This is a genomic window from Pseudomonas sp. Leaf129 (assembly GCF_001423465.1).
In the GTDB taxonomy this organism is placed as follows: Bacteria; Pseudomonadota; Gammaproteobacteria; order Pseudomonadales; family Pseudomonadaceae; genus Aquipseudomonas; species Aquipseudomonas coleopterorum.
Genome location: NZ_LMOC01000001.1, coordinates 1,325,266 through 1,341,594, shown reverse-complemented (window position 1 = coordinate 1,341,594; position 16,329 = coordinate 1,325,266). Strand labels below are relative to the sequence as shown.

General features: G+C 63.2%; 17 protein-coding genes and 1 tRNA gene. 8 read left to right on the top strand and 10 right to left on the bottom strand.

The window, feature by feature from the left end; translation table 11 throughout:
• Positions 1 to 116: 116 nt before the first annotated feature.
• The 4 genes from ASF66_RS05830 to ASF66_RS05815 form a co-directional block, all read right to left on the bottom strand.
• Positions 117 to 1,448, bottom strand: a complete 1,332-nt coding sequence (locus ASF66_RS05830) for a deoxyguanosinetriphosphate triphosphohydrolase (RefSeq protein WP_056843093.1) — start codon at positions 1,446 to 1,448, stop codon at positions 117 to 119.
• Between the two features lie 175 nt (positions 1,449 to 1,623).
• Entirely contained in the window at positions 1,624 to 1,995 is a 372-nt protein-coding gene (locus ASF66_RS05825) for a hypothetical protein (protein ID WP_049859110.1), read from the bottom strand.
• Positions 1,992 to 2,381: a phage holin family protein gene (locus ASF66_RS05820; protein ID WP_049859111.1), complete on the bottom strand. Its 390-nt coding sequence runs from the start codon at positions 2,379 to 2,381 to the stop codon at positions 1,992 to 1,994. The genes ASF66_RS05825 and ASF66_RS05820 overlap by 4 nt, the downstream gene beginning before the upstream one ends.
• A 1-nt stretch (position 2,382) precedes the next feature.
• Positions 2,383 to 2,697 (bottom strand): DUF883 family protein, encoded by a 315-nt coding sequence (locus ASF66_RS05815; RefSeq protein WP_049859771.1) that lies wholly within the window; start codon positions 2,695 to 2,697, stop codon positions 2,383 to 2,385.
• Between the two features lie 180 nt (positions 2,698 to 2,877).
• Between ASF66_RS05815 and ASF66_RS05810 the strand changes: the two genes are divergently transcribed.
• Both ASF66_RS05810 and ASF66_RS05805 read left to right on the top strand, forming a co-directional pair.
• Complete coding sequence (locus ASF66_RS05810) at positions 2,878 to 3,192, top strand: hypothetical protein (protein WP_056843092.1); 315 nt, start codon at positions 2,878 to 2,880, stop codon at positions 3,190 to 3,192.
• A gap of 55 nt (positions 3,193 to 3,247) precedes the next feature.
• Complete coding sequence (locus tag ASF66_RS05805) at positions 3,248 to 4,138, top strand: pseudouridine synthase (RefSeq protein ID WP_056843091.1); 891 nt, start codon at positions 3,248 to 3,250, stop codon at positions 4,136 to 4,138.
• Positions 4,139 to 4,179: 41 nt separating this feature from the next.
• Here the strand turns inward: ASF66_RS05805 and ASF66_RS05800 are convergent.
• The 3 genes from ASF66_RS05800 to mobA all read right to left on the bottom strand — a co-directional run bounded on the left by ASF66_RS05800 (position 4,180) and on the right by mobA (position 5,238).
• Positions 4,180 to 4,256 (bottom strand) — tRNA-Pro (locus ASF66_RS05800).
• Between the two features lie 62 nt (positions 4,257 to 4,318).
• Positions 4,319 to 4,540 carry a YgdI/YgdR family lipoprotein gene (locus ASF66_RS05795; protein ID WP_049859114.1) on the bottom strand — a complete coding sequence of 74 codons (222 nt, stop codon included), beginning with the start codon at positions 4,538 to 4,540 and terminating at the stop codon, positions 4,319 to 4,321.
• Positions 4,541 to 4,653: 113 nt separating this feature from the next.
• The gene (mobA, locus tag ASF66_RS05790; RefSeq protein WP_056843090.1) at positions 4,654 to 5,238 is read right to left on the bottom strand and encodes a molybdenum cofactor guanylyltransferase MobA; all 585 of its coding nucleotides are present in this window, start codon (positions 5,236 to 5,238) and stop codon (positions 4,654 to 4,656) included.
• Between the two features lie 72 nt (positions 5,239 to 5,310).
• On the opposite strand from mobA, the gene moaB reads away from it, so the two are divergent.
• Positions 5,311 to 5,850: a molybdenum cofactor biosynthesis protein B gene (moaB, locus tag ASF66_RS05785; RefSeq protein WP_056843089.1), complete on the top strand. Its 540-nt coding sequence runs from the start codon at positions 5,311 to 5,313 to the stop codon at positions 5,848 to 5,850.
• On the top strand, positions 5,843 to 7,057 hold the full coding sequence (locus ASF66_RS05780; protein WP_056843088.1) for a molybdopterin molybdotransferase MoeA: 1,215 nt from the start codon (positions 5,843 to 5,845) through the stop codon (positions 7,055 to 7,057). Before moaB ends, ASF66_RS05780 begins: the two co-directional genes overlap by 8 nt.
• Here the strand turns inward: ASF66_RS05780 and ASF66_RS05775 are convergent.
• The gene (locus ASF66_RS05775) at positions 7,054 to 8,523 is read right to left on the bottom strand and encodes a mannose-1-phosphate guanylyltransferase/mannose-6-phosphate isomerase (protein ID WP_056843087.1); all 1,470 of its coding nucleotides are present in this window, start codon (positions 8,521 to 8,523) and stop codon (positions 7,054 to 7,056) included. The two genes, ASF66_RS05780 and ASF66_RS05775, sit on opposite strands and share 4 nt — an antisense overlap.
• A gap of 342 nt (positions 8,524 to 8,865) precedes the next feature.
• On the opposite strand from ASF66_RS05775, the gene yegS reads away from it, so the two are divergent.
• From yegS to ASF66_RS05760, 3 genes are all read left to right on the top strand, one after another.
• Entirely contained in the window at positions 8,866 to 9,768 is a 903-nt protein-coding gene (gene yegS, locus ASF66_RS05770; protein WP_056843086.1) for a lipid kinase YegS, read from the top strand.
• Between the two features lie 82 nt (positions 9,769 to 9,850).
• Complete coding sequence (locus ASF66_RS05765) at positions 9,851 to 10,780, top strand: chemotaxis protein CheV (RefSeq protein ID WP_056843085.1); 930 nt, start codon at positions 9,851 to 9,853, stop codon at positions 10,778 to 10,780.
• Between the two features lie 64 nt (positions 10,781 to 10,844).
• On the top strand, positions 10,845 to 11,660 hold the full coding sequence (locus ASF66_RS05760; RefSeq protein WP_056843084.1) for an MOSC domain-containing protein: 816 nt from the start codon (positions 10,845 to 10,847) through the stop codon (positions 11,658 to 11,660).
• Positions 11,661 to 11,693: 33 nt separating this feature from the next.
• On the opposite strand, the gene ASF66_RS05755 is transcribed toward ASF66_RS05760, so the two are convergent.
• Entirely contained in the window at positions 11,694 to 13,625 is a 1,932-nt protein-coding gene (locus ASF66_RS05755) for a transglycosylase SLT domain-containing protein (protein WP_056843083.1), read from the bottom strand.
• 180 nt (positions 13,626 to 13,805) lie between these two features.
• Between ASF66_RS05755 and ASF66_RS05750 the strand changes: the two genes are divergently transcribed.
• Complete coding sequence (locus tag ASF66_RS05750) at positions 13,806 to 15,719, top strand: ATP-binding cassette domain-containing protein (RefSeq protein WP_056843082.1); 1,914 nt, start codon at positions 13,806 to 13,808, stop codon at positions 15,717 to 15,719.
• 59 nt (positions 15,720 to 15,778) lie between these two features.
• On the opposite strand, the gene ASF66_RS05745 is transcribed toward ASF66_RS05750, so the two are convergent.
• A complete protein-coding gene (locus tag ASF66_RS05745; protein ID WP_049859124.1) occupies positions 15,779 to 16,222 on the bottom strand; it encodes a universal stress protein in 444 nt (147 codons plus the stop codon).
• Positions 16,223 to 16,329: the final 107 nt, after the last annotated feature.

Here is a 16,329-nt window from a genome sequence, read left to right as displayed (position 1 = left end):
CCAGCAAAGTATGATTCTAGGAAACTTCCTACAGAATTAAGCGTAACGGAATACAAAGATAGTTTGATTCAAAAGAGTCAACTATCGTTTGTATTCGTTTATTTCAATACGCTCTACTAGAACGAGCTGGAACGCCCGGTCATTTCGCCGGCCATCTCCGCGGCATAGCTGTCGGTCATGCCCGCGATGAAGTCGATCATGCGCAGAAACGATTTATGCAGCGGCCAATCCGGTTGCGGTGCATTGTGACCCAGCAGATCGAGAATGCGCTGATGCTTGAACGACAGCTTGCCAGTGGTGTGCTGCTCCAGCGCCGCGCCGCAGAAGGCGTTGAGCAACACTTCGAGCGTGGTGTAGGCGCCGATCTCGTGCAGAGTCTTGCGCTTGTCCTGGAAGATCTTCTTGCGCGCCATGTCCTTGGCATCGAGCACGCAGCGCTTGGCTGGGCCGTGCATGTGCTCGACCAGATCGCCACTCAGCCGGCCGGCCAACAGCGCCTCTTGCTGTTCGACGAAAGCGCGTGCGGCCGCATTGGTCAGGTGCTCGATGGCCTTGCCCCGCAGGATCGCCAGCTTGCGTCGGCGCGAGTCCAGCGGCCCCAGTTGGCGGTAGGTGTCGGGGATGTCGTCGCCCACCAGATCGAGCAGCAAGGCTTCGACCTCGGCATAGTCGAGCAACTCCATTTCCAGGCCGTCTTCCAGGTCGATCAGGCCATAGCAGATGTCATCCGCCGCCTCCATCAGGTACACCAGTGGGTGCCTGGCCCAGCGCTGTTCTTCGAGCAGCGGCAGGCCCAGCTTGCCGGCAATCTGCTCCAGCAGCGGCAGCTCACTCTGATAGCAACCGAACTTGTGCTTCTTGTAGCCCAGGGCGTCGGCATGGCGTGCGGTCCAGGGATACTTGAGGTAGGTACCCAAGGTGGCATAGGTCAGCCGGGTGCCGCCGTCGAACTGGTGATACTCCAGCTGGGTGAGCACACGAAAGCCTTGGGCATTGCCCTCGAAGTTGAGGAAATCGTCGCGCTCCACTTCGCTCATCGCATCGAGCCAGCCACGTCCTGCCGCCTGGCGGAACCAGTGGCGAATCGCGTCTTCCCCGGAATGGCCGAAGGGCGGGTTGCCGATGTCATGGGCCAGGCAGGCCGACTGCACCACCATGCCCAGGTCGCTGGGCTCGCACCATTGCGGCAGTTGATCGCGCAGGGTTTCGCCCACGCGCATGCCCAGGGAGCGGCCGACACAACTGACTTCCAGCGAATGGGTCAGGCGCGTGTGGATGTGGTCGTTGCTGGAAACAGGATGCACCTGGGTCTTGCGCCCCAGTCGGCGGAAGGCACCGGAAAAGATGATGCGGTCGTGATCCTTGTGGAACGGGCTGCGGCCCAGTTCTTCAGGGCTGTGCAGGGGCTTGCCCAAGCGTTCGCGTGTAAGCAGTGTGTGCCAATCCAAGGCGATTCCTCCGGGAGCCAATCGAGCCTGCAGTGTCGGCCTGCGCAGGCCGGCTGGCAAGGCTGGCAGCGGGCCGTGAACGTATCGAAAAGTGCATTGCGGGCCTGAACGTCGAGCAAAAAAAAGCAACCCGGACGCAGTGAAGACCGCATCCGGGTTGCCTTGTGCTGCAATGCTAGCGTCTGCGCGCAGTGCCCTGCATGGCCAGCTTGATCAGCGGCAACAGGGTGGCGCCGACTTTCGCCAGTCGAGACAGGCGACCAGGGGCACGCACCGGAGCCACCACCGGGGCACGGACGCTGTTGCCAGCCCCGCGTCCGGTCAGGAAGCCCATCAGCGTGACCCCGGCAATACCCCAGAGCGAAGCATGCTTGATGCCCATGCCGGTCTGCACCGACTGACCCAGACCGCGCAGGCGGTTGAGCGGATTGACCAGTTGCCGCGACTCATGCCGCAGCTCCTGACGATGCATCTCCATGCGCAGGCGAATCAACGATTTGCGCATGTCGCGCCGCGATTGCGCGCTGGTGGGTTCGGTTCGGCTCATGGCAGCAGTCGCTCCCTGTCGTTGGCCAGTTCTTCCAGTGTTCCACTGAACGGCGAGGATTCATCGAACACCGCCGCCTTGAGGCGGAAGGCGCAGAAGATACCGGCCAAGACGTAGAACACCGCCAGGCCGACCATGCCGGCCATGCGGTAATTGTCCCACAGCAGAATCAGGATGAGACCGGACAACGCGACCAGTGCCAGCAGCGCGAAGACCAGGGCCAGCCCTGCGAAAAGCAACAGGCTGACGGTTCGTGATTTCTGCTCCTGCAACTCGATGCCGAACAGTTCGACATGACTGCGCAGCAGGCCGAGCATGGCAGCACCCAGGCGCCGGGACGTGGAGCCGGTGCTGTTGTCTGTGGTATCGGAGTCGAGGAGGGACATATCAGTGCCTTGTAGCCAGCAGGCCCAGAAGGAAGCCTACACCGGCAGCGATGCCGACGGACTGCCAAGGATTTTCCTGCACGTAGCCTTCGGCCGCGACTACGGCCTCCTGGCTGCGCTCGGCTGCGGTTTCCTTGGTCTGCTGCAGGGATTCGCGAGCCTTGAGCAGGCTTTCGTTGATCTGCGCACGCAGCTCTTCAGCCTGGGTACCGGCGATGCTCGCAGTGTGCTCGAGCAGTTTTTCGGTGTCACGGACCAGTGCTTGAAAATCCGCTTTGAGAACTTCTTGAGCTGCTTTGGTGGTCGGGGTGGCCATGTTGATCTCCATATGGGTGGCGTCTGGATGTTTCGAGTAGGGGTGATCCCGAAGGTTCAGTGCCATTACGCGGGGCTTTCTCCTGTATAGCCCAAAATCACCTGTGTGGGTGCAATTGACTGGCCATTGGCAGCTCGCTTATGCTGTATAAAGATACAGTATATGGATAACTCGTCACCCATGCTCAACGTCGAACAACTCAAGTACAGCGTCAACCGCATGAGTCCGGATGTAGTCCGGGAGGCGGTGCTCGAGCTGCGTCTCGACGGCCTGGTCACCGAAGGCAAGACGCCCTTCAGCAAGCTGCACTTCAACACCTGCTTCGCCGAAGTCGAGGCACTTTTCCAGCGTGCCGGTTATCACCGTCCGTTGGACGTGGTCGGCTATAACGGCTTGCTGTATGCCTTGTACGATCCCACCCGCTGGGATGCAGTGGACGTCCTGCGTTGGCTCAAGGAATTCACCGACGCGGCTCAGGCCGTCCACGCGCGATGACAGCCGTGTCGCTGTGGGCGATAATCGCGGTCTGAAACGATCGTGGAATCAAGGCATGTCTGCACCCAAGTTCGACCCCGCGGCTCACCAGGCCAGTACCCTGTGCCTGCCCCCTGGCAACTGGGCGACAGTGCTGGACTGCCTCTGCGAACATTTCCAGGCCATCGACCGCGCCCAGTGGTTGAGCCGCATGGCCCGAGACCGGGTGCTGGACGCCGAGGGCGTGCCCATCGGTCCCGCCCATGCCTACAAGCAGGGTCTGCGCATCCACTATTTCCGTGAAGTACCGAACGAGCGGCCGATCGCGGCGCAAGAGCAGGTGCTGCACGTCGACGAACACCTGGTGGTTGCCGACAAGCCGCACTTTCTGCCGGTGACCCCAACGGGCGAATATGTCGAGCACACGCTGCTTCGCCGCCTCATCCGTCGTCTCGACAACCCGCATCTGGTGCCGCTGCACCGCATCGATCGACACACCGCCGGCCTGGTGCTGTTCTCAGCCAACCCGCAGACGCGCAGTGCCTATCAGCAACTGTTTCCCACCCGCCAGATCGAAAAGCGCTACGAAGCCATCGCTCCCGCGCTGCCCGAGCTGCAATTTCCCCTCGTGCACCGGAGCCGCCTGGAACACGGCGAACCGTTCTTCCGCATGCGCGAGGCGCCGGGGCAGAGCAACAGCGAAACCCGCATCGAGGTCGCCGAGAAAGGCGAGCACCTGTGGCGCTATGTGCTCAACCCGGTGACGGGCAAGACCCATCAGCTGCGGGTACACATGACCGCACTGGGCGCCAGTATCTGCAACGATCCGTTCTACCCGCAGTTGATCGACACCGAGGTGGACGACTATGCCCGGCCCTTGAAGCTGCTGGCTCGGTCGCTGCAGTTCCAGGATCCGCTCGACGGGCGATTGCGCAGCTTCGAAACGCGCCTGAGCCTGGCGTTCTAGAACGAAAAAAGCCCGCCGAAAGGCGGGCTTTTTCTTGCAGATGGTCGGAGAGGCAGGATTCGAACCTGCGGCCTTCTCGTCCCGAACGAGACGCGCTACCTGGCTGCGCTACACTCCGTGATCTTCAAACCTGCTGCAGGGCGCGGCTGCGGTGATGTCACCGCAAAAAGCGCCCGGCCATTACAGCTCCTTGACGGTCCGCACCTGGTCCTTGTTGACCCGAGTGGTCTTGCCGTCCAGCTGCTTGAATTCGTAGAAGCCAGCGTCTTCGTCGTAGGAGGGAGTATCCACTGCCTGGATTTCACGACCGTCATTGAGGGTGATCACGGTAGGCGATGCGCAACCGGCGAGCGATGCCAGGCCCAGCGCGAGCATGAAGGCGGGAAGGATCCGGTGAGTCATTATGTTTCTCCACAAAACAAAAAAGGGTACTGGCGTATACGGGGGTGAGACGGTATTTGTGCCAGCAAAGTTCCGTTGGTCCGACCGTCACAGTCTAGCGCCTGAGAACGCTGTCAGCGACCCAGCAATTGCGGCGTGTTGAGATTGGCCAAGCGTGGATCATCCTCGGCGCATTGCAGTGCCTGTGCGCCGAGCGCCAGGAGCACACGCCGCGGACTGCGTTCGCCGGCATCCCAGGCCTGACGCATCGCGGTCAGATGGGCCTTGGGCACGATGCACAGCAGCGGTTCCCAGAACTCGCCCTGGCGGACCATCAGTGGCTGTTCCGGGTGCCTTTGCTGGGTCTGGCGCATGGCAGCGAGCAATGCGTCGTCCACGCCCGGCACGTCGCAGGGCAGCACCAGTAGCAATGGGTGCCGCGCAGCCTCCAGCCCGGCGATCATCCCGGCCATCGGTCCCGGGAAGTCGCTGCTCTCGTCGTGCACCAACCGATCGGCAAAGGCGGCGTAGTGCTCGTGGTTGCGGTTGCAGGAGATGATCAGGTCATCGGTCATTGGCCGTACACAGCGCTGCAGATGCTGGATCAACGGCTGGCCACGCCAGTCGATCAGGCCTTTGTCACGGCCCCCCATGCGTTGGCCGCGGCCACCTGCCAAGAGCAGGACAGAGCACAGGGGCAGGGTATCGGCAGCGTTCATTCGGGCGCTCGGACAGTGGCTGGGGGCTGTGATATAACACCGCCCATTCCATCAGACAACCGGACCTCGCCAATGAAAGCCAAGGCAGATGTACCCTTCGTGCCCCTCAATATTGCCGTCTTGACGGTGAGCGACACCCGCACCGTGGAAACCGACACCTCCGGTCAGTTGTTCGTCGATCGCCTCAGTGCAGCCGGCCACGGCCTCTATGCCCGCGCGCTGCTCAAGGACGACCTGTACAAGATCCGCGCCCAGGTGGCGCAGTGGATCGCCGACGACCAATGCCAGGTGGTGTTGATCACCGGCGGCACCGGCTTCACCGGGCGCGACAGCACCCCGGAAGCCGTCGCCTGCCTGCTGGACAAGCAGGTCGACGGGTTCGGCGAGCTGTTCCGGCAGATTTCCGTGGCCGACATCGGCACTTCGACCGTGCAGTCCCGCGCCCTGGCCGGGCTCGCCAATGGCACTTTGGTGTGCTGCCTGCCGGGCTCGACCAATGCCTGCCGCACCGGCTGGGACGGCATTCTTGCCGAGCAGCTGGACGTCCGTCACCGGCCCTGCAATTTCGTCGTGCACCTCAAGCAGGCCGAGCCCTGCGTCAGCCGTGGCTGAGTTGCCGGCGGCGCAGCCGCTGCTGCCGGTCGAACAGGCGCTGGCACAACTGCTGGCCATGGCCGATGCCGCGCCCATTCGCGAGCGTGAGCAGATCGCCCTGGCCCAAGGCAGCGGTCGGGTGCTCGCCGATGACCTGATTGCCACCCTCGACCTGCCGCCCTGGCCCAACAGCGCCATGGACGGCTACGCGCTGCGCCGAGACGACTGGCAGGGTGAACCCCTGCGCGTCAGCCAGCGTATCTTCGCCGGCGCCGTGCCCGAGGCGCTAGAGCCCGGCACCTGCGCACGCATCTTCACCGGCGCACCGATGCCGGACGGCGCCGACTGCGTGGAAATGCAGGAAAACGCTCGCATCGAAGATGATGAGCGGGTGAGCTTCAACCAGGCCTTGAGAGTTGGCCAGAACATCCGTCCGCAAGGGCAGGAAACCCGTATCGGCGACCGCCTGCTGACGGCGGGCAGTCGCTTGGGCGCGATCGAGCTGGGATTGCTGGCGTCCATGGGGCAGGCCCATATCGACGTGGTTCGCCGACCACGGGTGGCGGTACTGTCGACAGGCGATGAATTGGTCGAACCGGGTCAGCCGCTGGGGCCCGGACAGATCTACAACAGCAATCGTCAGGTGCTGTGCAGTGCCTTGAGTGGGTTGGGCTGCGAAGTGGTGGACGCCGGGATTCTGCCCGACGATCTGCAACAGACACGCCAGCGCCTGGCGGCGTTGGGTGATGTGGACCTGATTCTGTCCACGGGGGGCGTCTCGGTGGGCGAAGCCGATTTTCTCGGCATCGCCCTGCGCGAGGAGGGTCAATTGGCCCTCTGGAAACTGGCGATCAAACCCGGCAAGCCGCTGACCTTCGGCCACTTTCGTGGCGTGCCGGTCATCGGTCTGCCGGGCAATCCCGCTTCTACACTGGTGACCTTCACCCTCTTGGCACGGCCTTACCTGCTGCGCCGCCTGGGTGTACAGGACGTCGCGCCGCTACGCTACCAACTGCCCGCCGAGTTCGCCTGGCCTCGCGCCGGCACCCGTCGTGAGTACCTGCGCGGGCGTGTCGAACAGGGGCGGGCGGTGATCTACCCCAATCAGAGCTCAGGCGTGCTGCTCAGCGCCGCCTGGGCCCATGGACTGGTCGAGATCGGTGAAGGTTGCACGGTGGCTGAAGGCGACCTGGTCACCTTCATCCCGTTCAGCGAGCTGTTCTAGACCTTGCTCTTGTCCGACTCCACGGCTGCCGGTGCGCGGCCGTAGATGTCGGTGAAGCGCACGATGTCGTCTTCGCCCAAGTACTCGCCGCTCTGTACTTCGATCATGACCAGGTCGATCACGCCGGAGTTGACCAGGCGGTGCACGTGGCCCTGCTTGATGAAGGTCGACTCGTTGGTGTCGAGCAGGAATTCGTTGTCACCGTTGGTGACCCGAGCCATGCCGCTGACCACGATCCAGTGCTCGCTGCGGTGGTGGTGCATCTGCAACGACAGCGTGCCGCCGGGCTTGACCACGATTCGCTTGATCTTGAAGCGCTTGCCTTCCTCCAGAATGGTGTAGGTGCCCCATGGGCGGGTGACCGTGCGGTGCAGGCGGAAGGCGTCGTGGCCCTGGCGCTTGAGTTGCTGGGCGAGCAGCTTGACGTCCTGGGTGCGGCTGCCGTCGGCGATCAACAGCGCGTCCGGGGTGTCGATCACCACCAGATTGTCTACGCCGACCGCGCCGACCAGGCGGCGGGGCGAGTCGATGTAGCAGTTGCTCACGTCATGCAATACGGTCTCGCCGTTGCATTGGTTGCCTTGTGCGTCGGCTGGGGTCAGCTCGCGCACCGCTTGCCACGAACCAATGTCGCTCCAGCCCATCTGGCAGGGAATCACTGCGACCTTGTCGGAGCGTTCGAGCAGCGCGTAGTCGATCGAGATGTCCGGTGCCAGGGCAAAGGTGCTGCTGTCCAGTTCGACCTGCAGCTCACGGTTGCCCTGCTTGGTGTCGCTGACCTGCAGGCAGGTGGTGGCGGCCAGCAGCACGTCCGGTGCGTGCTTTTCCAGCTCGCGCAGGAGCACGTCGACGCGCATGCAGAACATGCCGGCGTTCCACAGGTAGTCACCGCTGTCCAGGTAGGCCTGGGCGGTGACCTGATCCGGCTTCTCGCGGAACCGTGCTACCTGGTAGCTGCCGTCGCCCAGATCGGCGCCGCGCTCGATGTAGCCAAAGCCAGTTTCCGGCGTTTGTGGCACCAGGCCGAAGGTGACCAGCCAGCCCTCGTCGGCTTTCTTGCGTGCCGCGCTGACCGCTGCCTGAAACGCGTCGATGTCGCGAATCAGGTGGTCGGCCGGCAGCACCAGCAACTGCGCCGAGGCGCCGTAGTGCTTGGCCGCGTGCAGGGCGGCGCTGGCGATGGCGGGTGCGGTGTTGCGGCCGGCAGGCTCGAGGATGAAATCGAGCAGGGCGTTGCGATCGTTCAGTTGGCGGTAGTCGTCCAGGGTGCGGAAGAACACCTCGCGGTTGGTCACGGTCAGCACCCGATCCACGCCCGGCAGTTGCGAGGCACGGGTGAAGGTCTTCTGCAACAGGCTTTCGCCGTCCGGCAGGCGCATGAAGGGCTTGGGCATGGCTTCGCGCGATACGGGCCACAGGCGGGTGCCGGAGCCCCCGGCGATGATGCAGGGAATCAGAGTCGTCATAGGTCGAGCCTCGAGTTGGAGAAGGCGGGCGGCACCTGCATGAACAGGCGCACACGTCCAGCCAGGCTGGATGCATGAAAGGGTCGATGGAAAAAGGGCAGAACGCAGGATTCAGCGATTCGGGAATGCTACCGCCAGCCGGAGACGGGCCGGACGTGCAGGAATCGGAGGGGTAACGGCCACTTCGATGATGGCCAGTTGCGTCGCAGTAAAGCCCAAACGAGAACCGTTGGCGAGTGGTAAATGCACGAATGGTTAAAAACTTTTCGTCCGGGCTTTTTTTGCTGCGGCTGTGGTCACATCAGGCAGAGTTCAACTCATTGGTCACCGGAGACATGCAGCATGAGCGAGCGCAAGGCAATCCTGATTTTGCACGGCAAACAAGCTTCCAACGAAGAGGTACGCGCTGCGGTCGAGCGCTACCGGGAGCAGGGCAATGACCTGGCCGTGCGTCTGACCTGGGAGGGCGGTGATGCCCAGCGTCTGGTCGAGGAGGCGTTGCAAGCGGGGTATACCCACATCATCGCCGGCGGTGGCGACGGCACCCTGCGCGATGTCGCCGAAGCCATGGCATTGGCCAAGACCGATGCCAGTCTGGTCCTGATGCCCCTGGGCACGGCCAACGATTTTGCCCGTGCCGCCGGGGTGCCCTTGGAACCCGAACCTGCGCTGGCGCTGCTTGCCCGCGAACCTCAGGCGATCGACCTGGGCGAGGTGGGCGGACAGGTGTTCCTCAACATGGCCACCGGTGGCTTCGGCAGCCAGGTCACGGCCAACACTTCCGAAGACCTGAAGAAAGTGCTCGGTGGCGCGGCCTACCTGTTCACCGGTCTGTCGCGGTTCAGCGAATTGCGCGCCGCCTCCGCGTCGCTCAGCGGTCCGGACTTCCACTGGGAAGGCGACCTGTTGGCACTGGGCATCGGCAACGGTCGTCAGGCCGGCGGTGGCCACGAGCTCTGCCCCGAAGCCGTGGTCGACGATGGGCTGCTGGAGATCAGCATCCTGCCGGCACCCACCGAAGTGGTCGGCACCTTGAAAAGCCTGCTGGGCGGGGGTGGGCTGGAAACCCTGTTCGTCCGTGCACGGCTACCGTGGGTGGAAATCAATAGCAAGGAAAACCTCGACATCAACCTCGATGGCGAACCCCTGCGGGGCGAGAATCTGCGCTTCAGCGCCATGCCCAAAGCCTTGAAGGTTCATTTGCCGGCCGGATCGCCACTGCTCAGCCGCCGATTGACTCACTAAAGAGGAACGACTGCAGTCAAGATTTCGCCGTCAGCGCCGATAGCCCGGTACCTCTTCTTTCACTTGGGCTTTGGAGCTTCACATGGCCGGCATTCTCGACACGGTTGACCAACGTACGCAGCTGGTGGGCGAAAACCGGCTGGAACTGCTCATGTTTCGCCTGGCTGGCAGGCAACTGTTCGCGATCAACGTGTTCAAGGTCCAGGAAGTCCTGCAGTTGCCCAAGCTGACGCTGATGCCGCAGCGTCACCCCTTCGTCTGCGGCGTGATCAACCTGCGCGGGCAGACCCTGCCGGTGATCGATCTTTCCCAAGCGATCGGCATGCGCCCGCTGGTGCCAGGGCCCAGCAGCACCATCATCGTGACCGAGTACAACCGCTCGATTCAGGCTTTTCTGGTCGGCGGTGTCGACCGCATCGTCAACATGAACTGGGAATCGATCCTGCCGCCTCCGGCCAGTGCCGGGCGCCAGCACTACCTCACCGCAATCAGCCGAGTCGACGAGCAACTGGTCGAGATCATCGACGTGGAAAAGGTGCTCGCCGAAATCGTCCCCTACAACGCCCGTGTTTCCCGGGACAAACTCGACGATCCGATCCTGGCGCGCGCACGTGGCCGTGAAGTGCTGCTGGTGGACGACTCCTCGGTGGCTCTGGCGCAGCTGCGCGATACGCTGTCGCAGCTGGACATCAAGATGCACGTGGCCAGCGATGGCCTGAAAGCGCTGAACAAGCTCAAGGCCTGGGCCGACACCGGCGAGCGCATGACCGACAAGCTGCTCATGGTCTTCACCGACGCCGAAATGCCGGAAATGGACGGCTACCGCCTGACCACCGAGATTCGCAACGACCCGCGGCTGCGCGAACTGTACGTGGTGCTGCACACTTCGCTGTCCGGCAGCTTCAACGAATCGATGGTGAAAAAGGTCGGCTGCGACAACTTCCTGTCAAAGTTTCAGCCCGACAAGCTGGTGGATGTAGTCCGCGAGCGCCTGGAGCTGGATCGACGCTGATCGCAGCTCGTCAGCACTGTGCCGGTTCCGCTAGACTCGATTCTTTGTTCAAGGGAAACAGGCCATGTCGAGCCTTGCCGCGTTGTATCGTTATCCGCTCAAGTCAGCACTGGGTCAGTCCCTGCAACAGTCGGCCGTCGACGGCCTGGGGCTGCTGGGTGATCGACGCTGGATGCTGGTCGACGCGGAGCGTGGCCTGTTCCTCTCGCAGCGCTCGGTGCCACGCCTGACGCAACTGCACACGCAGGTCTCTCCCGAAGGCGACTTGATGTTGAGCGCGAAGGGTTTTGCCGATCTGCATGTATCAGTGCCCGTATCACGTGCCTTGTCCGCCAACTTGCGCCAGATCAAGGTCTGGCACGACACCTTCGAAGTCCCTGACGCGGGCGACGCTGCCGCGCACTGGGTGAGCGATTTCCTCGGAAAACCCACTCGGCTGGTCTATATGCCCGCTGACCGCGCCCGAACGGTCAGTGCCGTCTATGGCGAGAACGGCGACAAGGTGGCCTTCGCCGATGGGTTTCCGCTGCTGCTGATCGGCCAGGGTTCGCTGGACGATCTGTCTGCACGGGTCGGCCGCTCGCTGGAAATGATCCGGTTTCGCCCCAACCTGGTGGTGCAGGGCAGCCCGGCATTCGCCGAGGATGGCTGGAAACGCATTCGTATCGGTGACGTGGATTTCCGCGTGCTCAAGCCGTGCGCGCGTTGCATTCTCACCACTCTGGATCCGCAGACCGGCGAGCGCAGCCCCGATCGCGAGCCGTTGGCCACACTCAAGTCCTACCGGCTTCAGGACGGCCATGCCATGTTCGGCCAGAACCTGGTCTGTGATGGCGCCGGCGTGCTCGAAGTGGGCATGCCCATCACTGTTCTGGAGTGAGCGGGCGGCAGCCGTGCAGCTGCCGCCACTGGCTCATTGGTCGTCGAAGAAACGCTCGTGCCAATCCACCACCGGCTGCGGCGCGTTGAGCTTCTCACCGTAGATGACCGCGTAGGACAACACGTTCTGCACGTACTGGCGTGTCTCGTCGAACGGAATGGATTCCACCCAGACATCGAAGCTCAGATGGTTGGCGCCTCTGAGCCACTGCCGGACACGACCCGGACCTGCGTTATACGCTGCCGAGGCCAGTACCCGATTGCCGTTGAACTGGCTGTGCACCTGGCTCAGGTAGGCCGCGCCCAGCTGGATGTTGGTGTCGGGGTCCAATACTTGCTGGGGTGACGACAGCGGAATGCTGAACTTGCGCGACGTCTCCTTGGCAGTGCCCGGCATCAGTTGCATCAGCCCCATGGCGCCGGCGCCGGAACGGGCGTCGTCCATGAACGCGCTTTCCTGACGGGTGATGGCAAACACCCAGCTGGTGTGCAGACCGCGCACGTTGGCTTCGCGGATCAAGGTGTCGCGGTGGGCCATCGGGAAACGGATGTCCAGATCGTCCCAGTACTGTGCCTGACTGATCGTGCGAATGGCCGGGAAATACCAGCGCATGTCGTAGGCCAGCTTGGCCTGGGCGACCATCTCATCGCGATCGAAATGACGGCTGACGTGATACCACTCGCGCCGCGCATCGACGATCTGGCCGCGCGCATACAGCTCCAGCGAACGACGGATACCGGCGGTATTACGCACCTTGTTGACCAGTGCCTGGCTCATCACCAGGGGCTTGTTGTTGAGCGAGTAGGGCGCCTGCAGGCGGTCGGCCGCCAGGAATCCGTAGAAGTCACGTTCCTTGGCGACGGCCTTGTACAGCTGCGGCACCTTGGCGCTCTGCGGCTGGGCCAGCTCCAGGCTGCGTGCCTGCCAGTACTGCCAGCGGTTGGTCTGCGCCAGGTCCTTGGGCAGGCGGGTGGTCAGGTCGTAGGCGTCCTGCCAGCGGCCCAGTCGCAGCAGCAGGCGCAGGCGCCACTCGGTGACGGTGTCGTCGCGCAGCTCCGGGTCGTAGCGGGTCATCAGCTCAAGCGCGCGCGGGTCGTAGCGGCGGGCCAGGGTCAGGCCGATCTCGCGGGCGATGGCGACTTTCTCCTCGGCCGAAAAGCGCATGCTGCTGGCATAGCTGTCGAGCATGAGCATGGCCTTGTCCGGATCCTGCCGAGCCAGGCGGCGCAGACCCAGCCCGACCACGTCGGACATGGCTTCGTCCACCGGCATGAAGCGCGAAGGCTGGTCGAGCAATTCGGGCTTCTGCGCGACATCGAGCAACAGGCGACCCTGGTTCGACAGCGTGGTCAGGCTCTGCACCAGGCTGGTCGCCAATGGATAGTTGCGCGCCTGGGCGGCAAGCTTGGCGCGCTGCCAGCGCTTGTTCTCGGTGAGCTGGCCTTCACTGGCCCAGCGCTGGAACAGGCCGTCACAGGCCGTGGGCAGCGTTTTGCCGGTCAGCCACAGCTTGTCGGCGTTGGCATAGCCTTCGGCGCGCAGCTGGCTGTTGCTCAACTGGTACTGGCCGTACAGACAGTCAAGCTCCTTGAAGTTGAGCTTGGGGTCGTAGTATTTGACGAACGGTGCCCACTCGCCGCGCTCGGCCAATTGCCGCAGCCAGCGCAGTTTCATCCAGTTGGCCTGGGGCAGGTCGCCATGCTTGGCCAGGAAGCCCTCGATTTCGGCGTTGCTCGCGCTGCGCAGGCGCGGCGTGAGCTCGTCGTAGGCCAGGTACGCCTCCAGAGGGTAATCCTGCAACTCGGCGGCGTAGCGCATGTACGGCCCGCTGTCGCCCTTGGCCAGGGCGCGCTTGGCTTCGTCGTAGTACTGGCGCTGGGTGGCCAGGTCGGCGGCCTGAACAGTGGCGACACTGGAAGCAGACAGGATAAGGCAGGAAAACAGGCTGAACAGGCGACTGCGCATGAGACTTCCAGGCAGAGAGGACGTGACAAGTGTCGGCAGTGCCAGCACTAAAGAAGTGAGCCTAGCTTAGCCTCTAGAGCAGGCGCGATGAAAGCGTTCAGGATCATTCATTTTATTGCCGCCTTCGGTCTGCCAGGGCAAAAGTCGGTTAGAATGCGCGCCCGGTTTTTGGAGAAGCTCATGACCCTGCTCAAATTCAGCGATGTGTCCCTTGCATTCGGCGCGATGCCGTTGTTGGACAAGGTGTCCTGGCAGATCGCCCGTGGTGAGCGGGTGTGCATCATCGGCCGCAACGGCACTGGCAAATCCAGCATGCTGAAGCTGGTCAAGGGCGTACAGAAACCCGATGACGGCGCCGTCTGGCGCGCGCCCGGGCTGAAAATCGGTGAATTGCCCCAGGAACTGCCGGTAGCCGACGAACGGACCGTGTTCGACGTGGTTGCCGAAGGCCTGGACGGCGTCGGCGCATTGCTCGCCGAATACCACCACCTGAGCCAGAACATCGTCACCGACGAAGACCTGAACAAGCTGATGCATGTCCAGCAGGACCTCGAAGCCCGAGACGGCTGGCGCCTGCAGCAGTTGGTCGACAGTACCCTGAGCCGTTTGCAGCTGCCAGCCGACAAGACCCTCAAGCAACTCTCCGGTGGCTGGCGCCGTCGCGTGCTGCTGGCCCAGGCGCTGGTGTCCGAGCCGGATCTGCTGCTGCTCGACGAACCGACCAACCACCTGGACATCGGCGCCATCGCCTGGCTCGAAGAAGCCCTCAGGGATTTCCAGGGCGCGGTACTGTTCATCACCCACGACCGTTCCTTCCTGCAGAACCTGGCCACCCGCATTCTCGAACTGGACCGCGGCGGCCTGATCGACTGGAACGGCGACTACGCCAGTTTCCTGGTGCACAAGGAAGCCATGCTGGCCGCCGAGGAAACCGCCAACGCGCTGTTCGACAAGCGCCTGGCCCAGGAAGAGGTGTGGATCCGCCAGGGCATCAAGGCCCGGCGTACCCGCAACGAAGGCCGTGTGCGTGCGCTCAAGGCGCTGCGTGTGGAACGTGGCGAGCGTCGCGAACGCACCGGCAAGGCCAACATCCAGCTCGATACCGCCGACAAGTCCGGCAAGCAGGTCATGGTGCTCGATAACGTCAGCTTCGCCCATCCGGGTGGGCCGATGCTGATCAAGGATTTCTCCATGGTCCTGCAGCGCGAGGACCGTATCGGCCTGCTGGGCGCCAACGGTACCGGCAAGACCACCCTGCTCAAGCTGATGCTCGACAACCTGCAGCCCACCAGCGGTTCGGTCGACGTCGGCACACGCCTGGACGTCGCCTACTTCGACCAGTTGCGCCACCAGTTGGACCTGGAGAAGACCGTTATCGACAACGTCGCCGAAGGTCGCGACTTCATCGACATCGACGGGCAAAGCCGCCACGTGTTGAGCTACCTGGGCGACTTCCTGTTCAGTCCCCAGCGTGCCCGTACGCCGGTCAAGGCGCTGTCGGGCGGTGAGCGTGCGCGCCTGCTGCTGGCCAAGCTGTTCAGCAAGCCGGCCAACCTGCTGGTACTGGACGAACCGACCAACGACCTCGACGTCGAGACCCTTGAGCTGCTCGAAGAAGTGCTGTCCGGCTTCAAGGGCACCGTGCTGATGGTCAGCCACGACCGGGCATTCCTCGACAACGTCGTGACCAGCACCCTGGTGTTCGAAGGCGAGGGCAAGGTGCGTGAATACGTGGGCGGTTATCAGGACTGGATCCGCCAGGGCGGCTCGCCCAAGCTGCTGGGCGTGACCGAGAACAAGTCGGGCAAGGCCGAGCTCAACAGTGCCGTGGTCAAGGCCCCGGAGCCCGAACCAGTCGAAGCGCCAGCGCCGACGAAGAAGAAGCTCAGCTACAAGCTTCAGCGTGAGCTGGAAGCCCTGCCGGGCCAGATCGACGCCAAGGAGCAGGAAATCGCGGCGCTGGAGGCCGAGATGGCCGATGCCGGGTTCTACCAGCGACCTGCCGAGCAGACCGCCGCCGTCATAGCCAAACTGGAAGCTTCGCAGGCAGAGCTGGAAGCCATGGTCGAGCGTTGGGCCGAGCTCGACGCCTGAGGCACGACACCGAAATCTTCAGCGAGGCCGCAGCTGCCGCTCGGCCCCGCCGATGATCCTTACTCGGCGCGCTTGACCAGGCGTACAGCCAGCACGTCGCACGGCGCACCGTGCAGCACGTCGTTGGCCGTCGAGCCCAGCAGCAGCGCCAGGCCGTGACGGCCATGGCTGCCAACCACGACCAGATCGCACTCGGACTTCTTCGCCAGGTTGTGAATTTCCTGGCGCGGCTGGCCGTAGGTCAGATGGCAGTCGCCCACCACCAGGTCCGGGTACTTGAGCTTCAGCGTTTCCAGGCGCTCCTTGGCCTGGTCGAACTGCTGCTGTTGCAATTGCGAGAGATCCATCGGCACATCCCCGCCGAATGCCATGGCCATCGGTTCTACAATGTGCACCAGCGAGAGCTTGGCGCCATTGCTGACCGCCAGTTCCCTGGCCCGTTTGATGACCGGGTCACACTCTTCGGTGAGGTCGACGGCGACCAGAATGTGTTGGTAGGGCATGAGAAGCACTCCTGACGATTGCGATAGCTTGAGTATGAACTGTTTGGGCGAGGTGCGACATGAACATCCCTCGCCGGCCTATTTGAAACGCTTAGCGGGTGTACTCT

Bases quoted from the DNA above. Each gene is read 5' to 3' on its own strand.
- ASF66_RS05825 (WP_049859110.1), bottom strand. From the start codon at position 1,995: ATGAGCCGAACCGAACCCACCAGCGCGCAATCGCGGCGCGACATGCGC.
- ASF66_RS05820 (WP_049859111.1), bottom strand. From the start codon at position 2,381: ATGTCCCTCCTCGACTCCGATACCACAGACAACAGCACCGGCTCCACG.
- ASF66_RS05815 (WP_049859771.1), bottom strand. From the start codon at position 2,697: ATGGCCACCCCGACCACCAAAGCAGCTCAAGAAGTTCTCAAAGCGGAT.
- ASF66_RS05810 (WP_056843092.1), top strand. From the start codon at position 2,878: ATGCTCAACGTCGAACAACTCAAGTACAGCGTCAACCGCATGAGTCCG.
- ASF66_RS05805 (WP_056843091.1), top strand. From the start codon at position 3,248: ATGTCTGCACCCAAGTTCGACCCCGCGGCTCACCAGGCCAGTACCCTG.
- ASF66_RS05795 (WP_049859114.1), bottom strand. From the start codon at position 4,540: ATGACTCACCGGATCCTTCCCGCCTTCATGCTCGCGCTGGGCCTGGCA.
- mobA (WP_056843090.1), bottom strand. From the start codon at position 5,238: ATGAACGCTGCCGATACCCTGCCCCTGTGCTCTGTCCTGCTCTTGGCA.
- moaB (WP_056843089.1), top strand. From the start codon at position 5,311: ATGAAAGCCAAGGCAGATGTACCCTTCGTGCCCCTCAATATTGCCGTC.
- ASF66_RS05775 (WP_056843087.1), bottom strand. From the start codon at position 8,523: ATGACGACTCTGATTCCCTGCATCATCGCCGGGGGCTCCGGCACCCGC.
- yegS (WP_056843086.1), top strand. From the start codon at position 8,866: ATGAGCGAGCGCAAGGCAATCCTGATTTTGCACGGCAAACAAGCTTCC.
- ASF66_RS05765 (WP_056843085.1), top strand. From the start codon at position 9,851: ATGGCCGGCATTCTCGACACGGTTGACCAACGTACGCAGCTGGTGGGC.
- ASF66_RS05760 (WP_056843084.1), top strand. From the start codon at position 10,845: ATGTCGAGCCTTGCCGCGTTGTATCGTTATCCGCTCAAGTCAGCACTG.
- ASF66_RS05755 (WP_056843083.1), bottom strand. From the start codon at position 13,625: ATGCGCAGTCGCCTGTTCAGCCTGTTTTCCTGCCTTATCCTGTCTGCT.
- ASF66_RS05750 (WP_056843082.1), top strand. From the start codon at position 13,806: ATGACCCTGCTCAAATTCAGCGATGTGTCCCTTGCATTCGGCGCGATG.
- ASF66_RS05745 (WP_049859124.1), bottom strand. From the start codon at position 16,222: ATGCCCTACCAACACATTCTGGTCGCCGTCGACCTCACCGAAGAGTGT.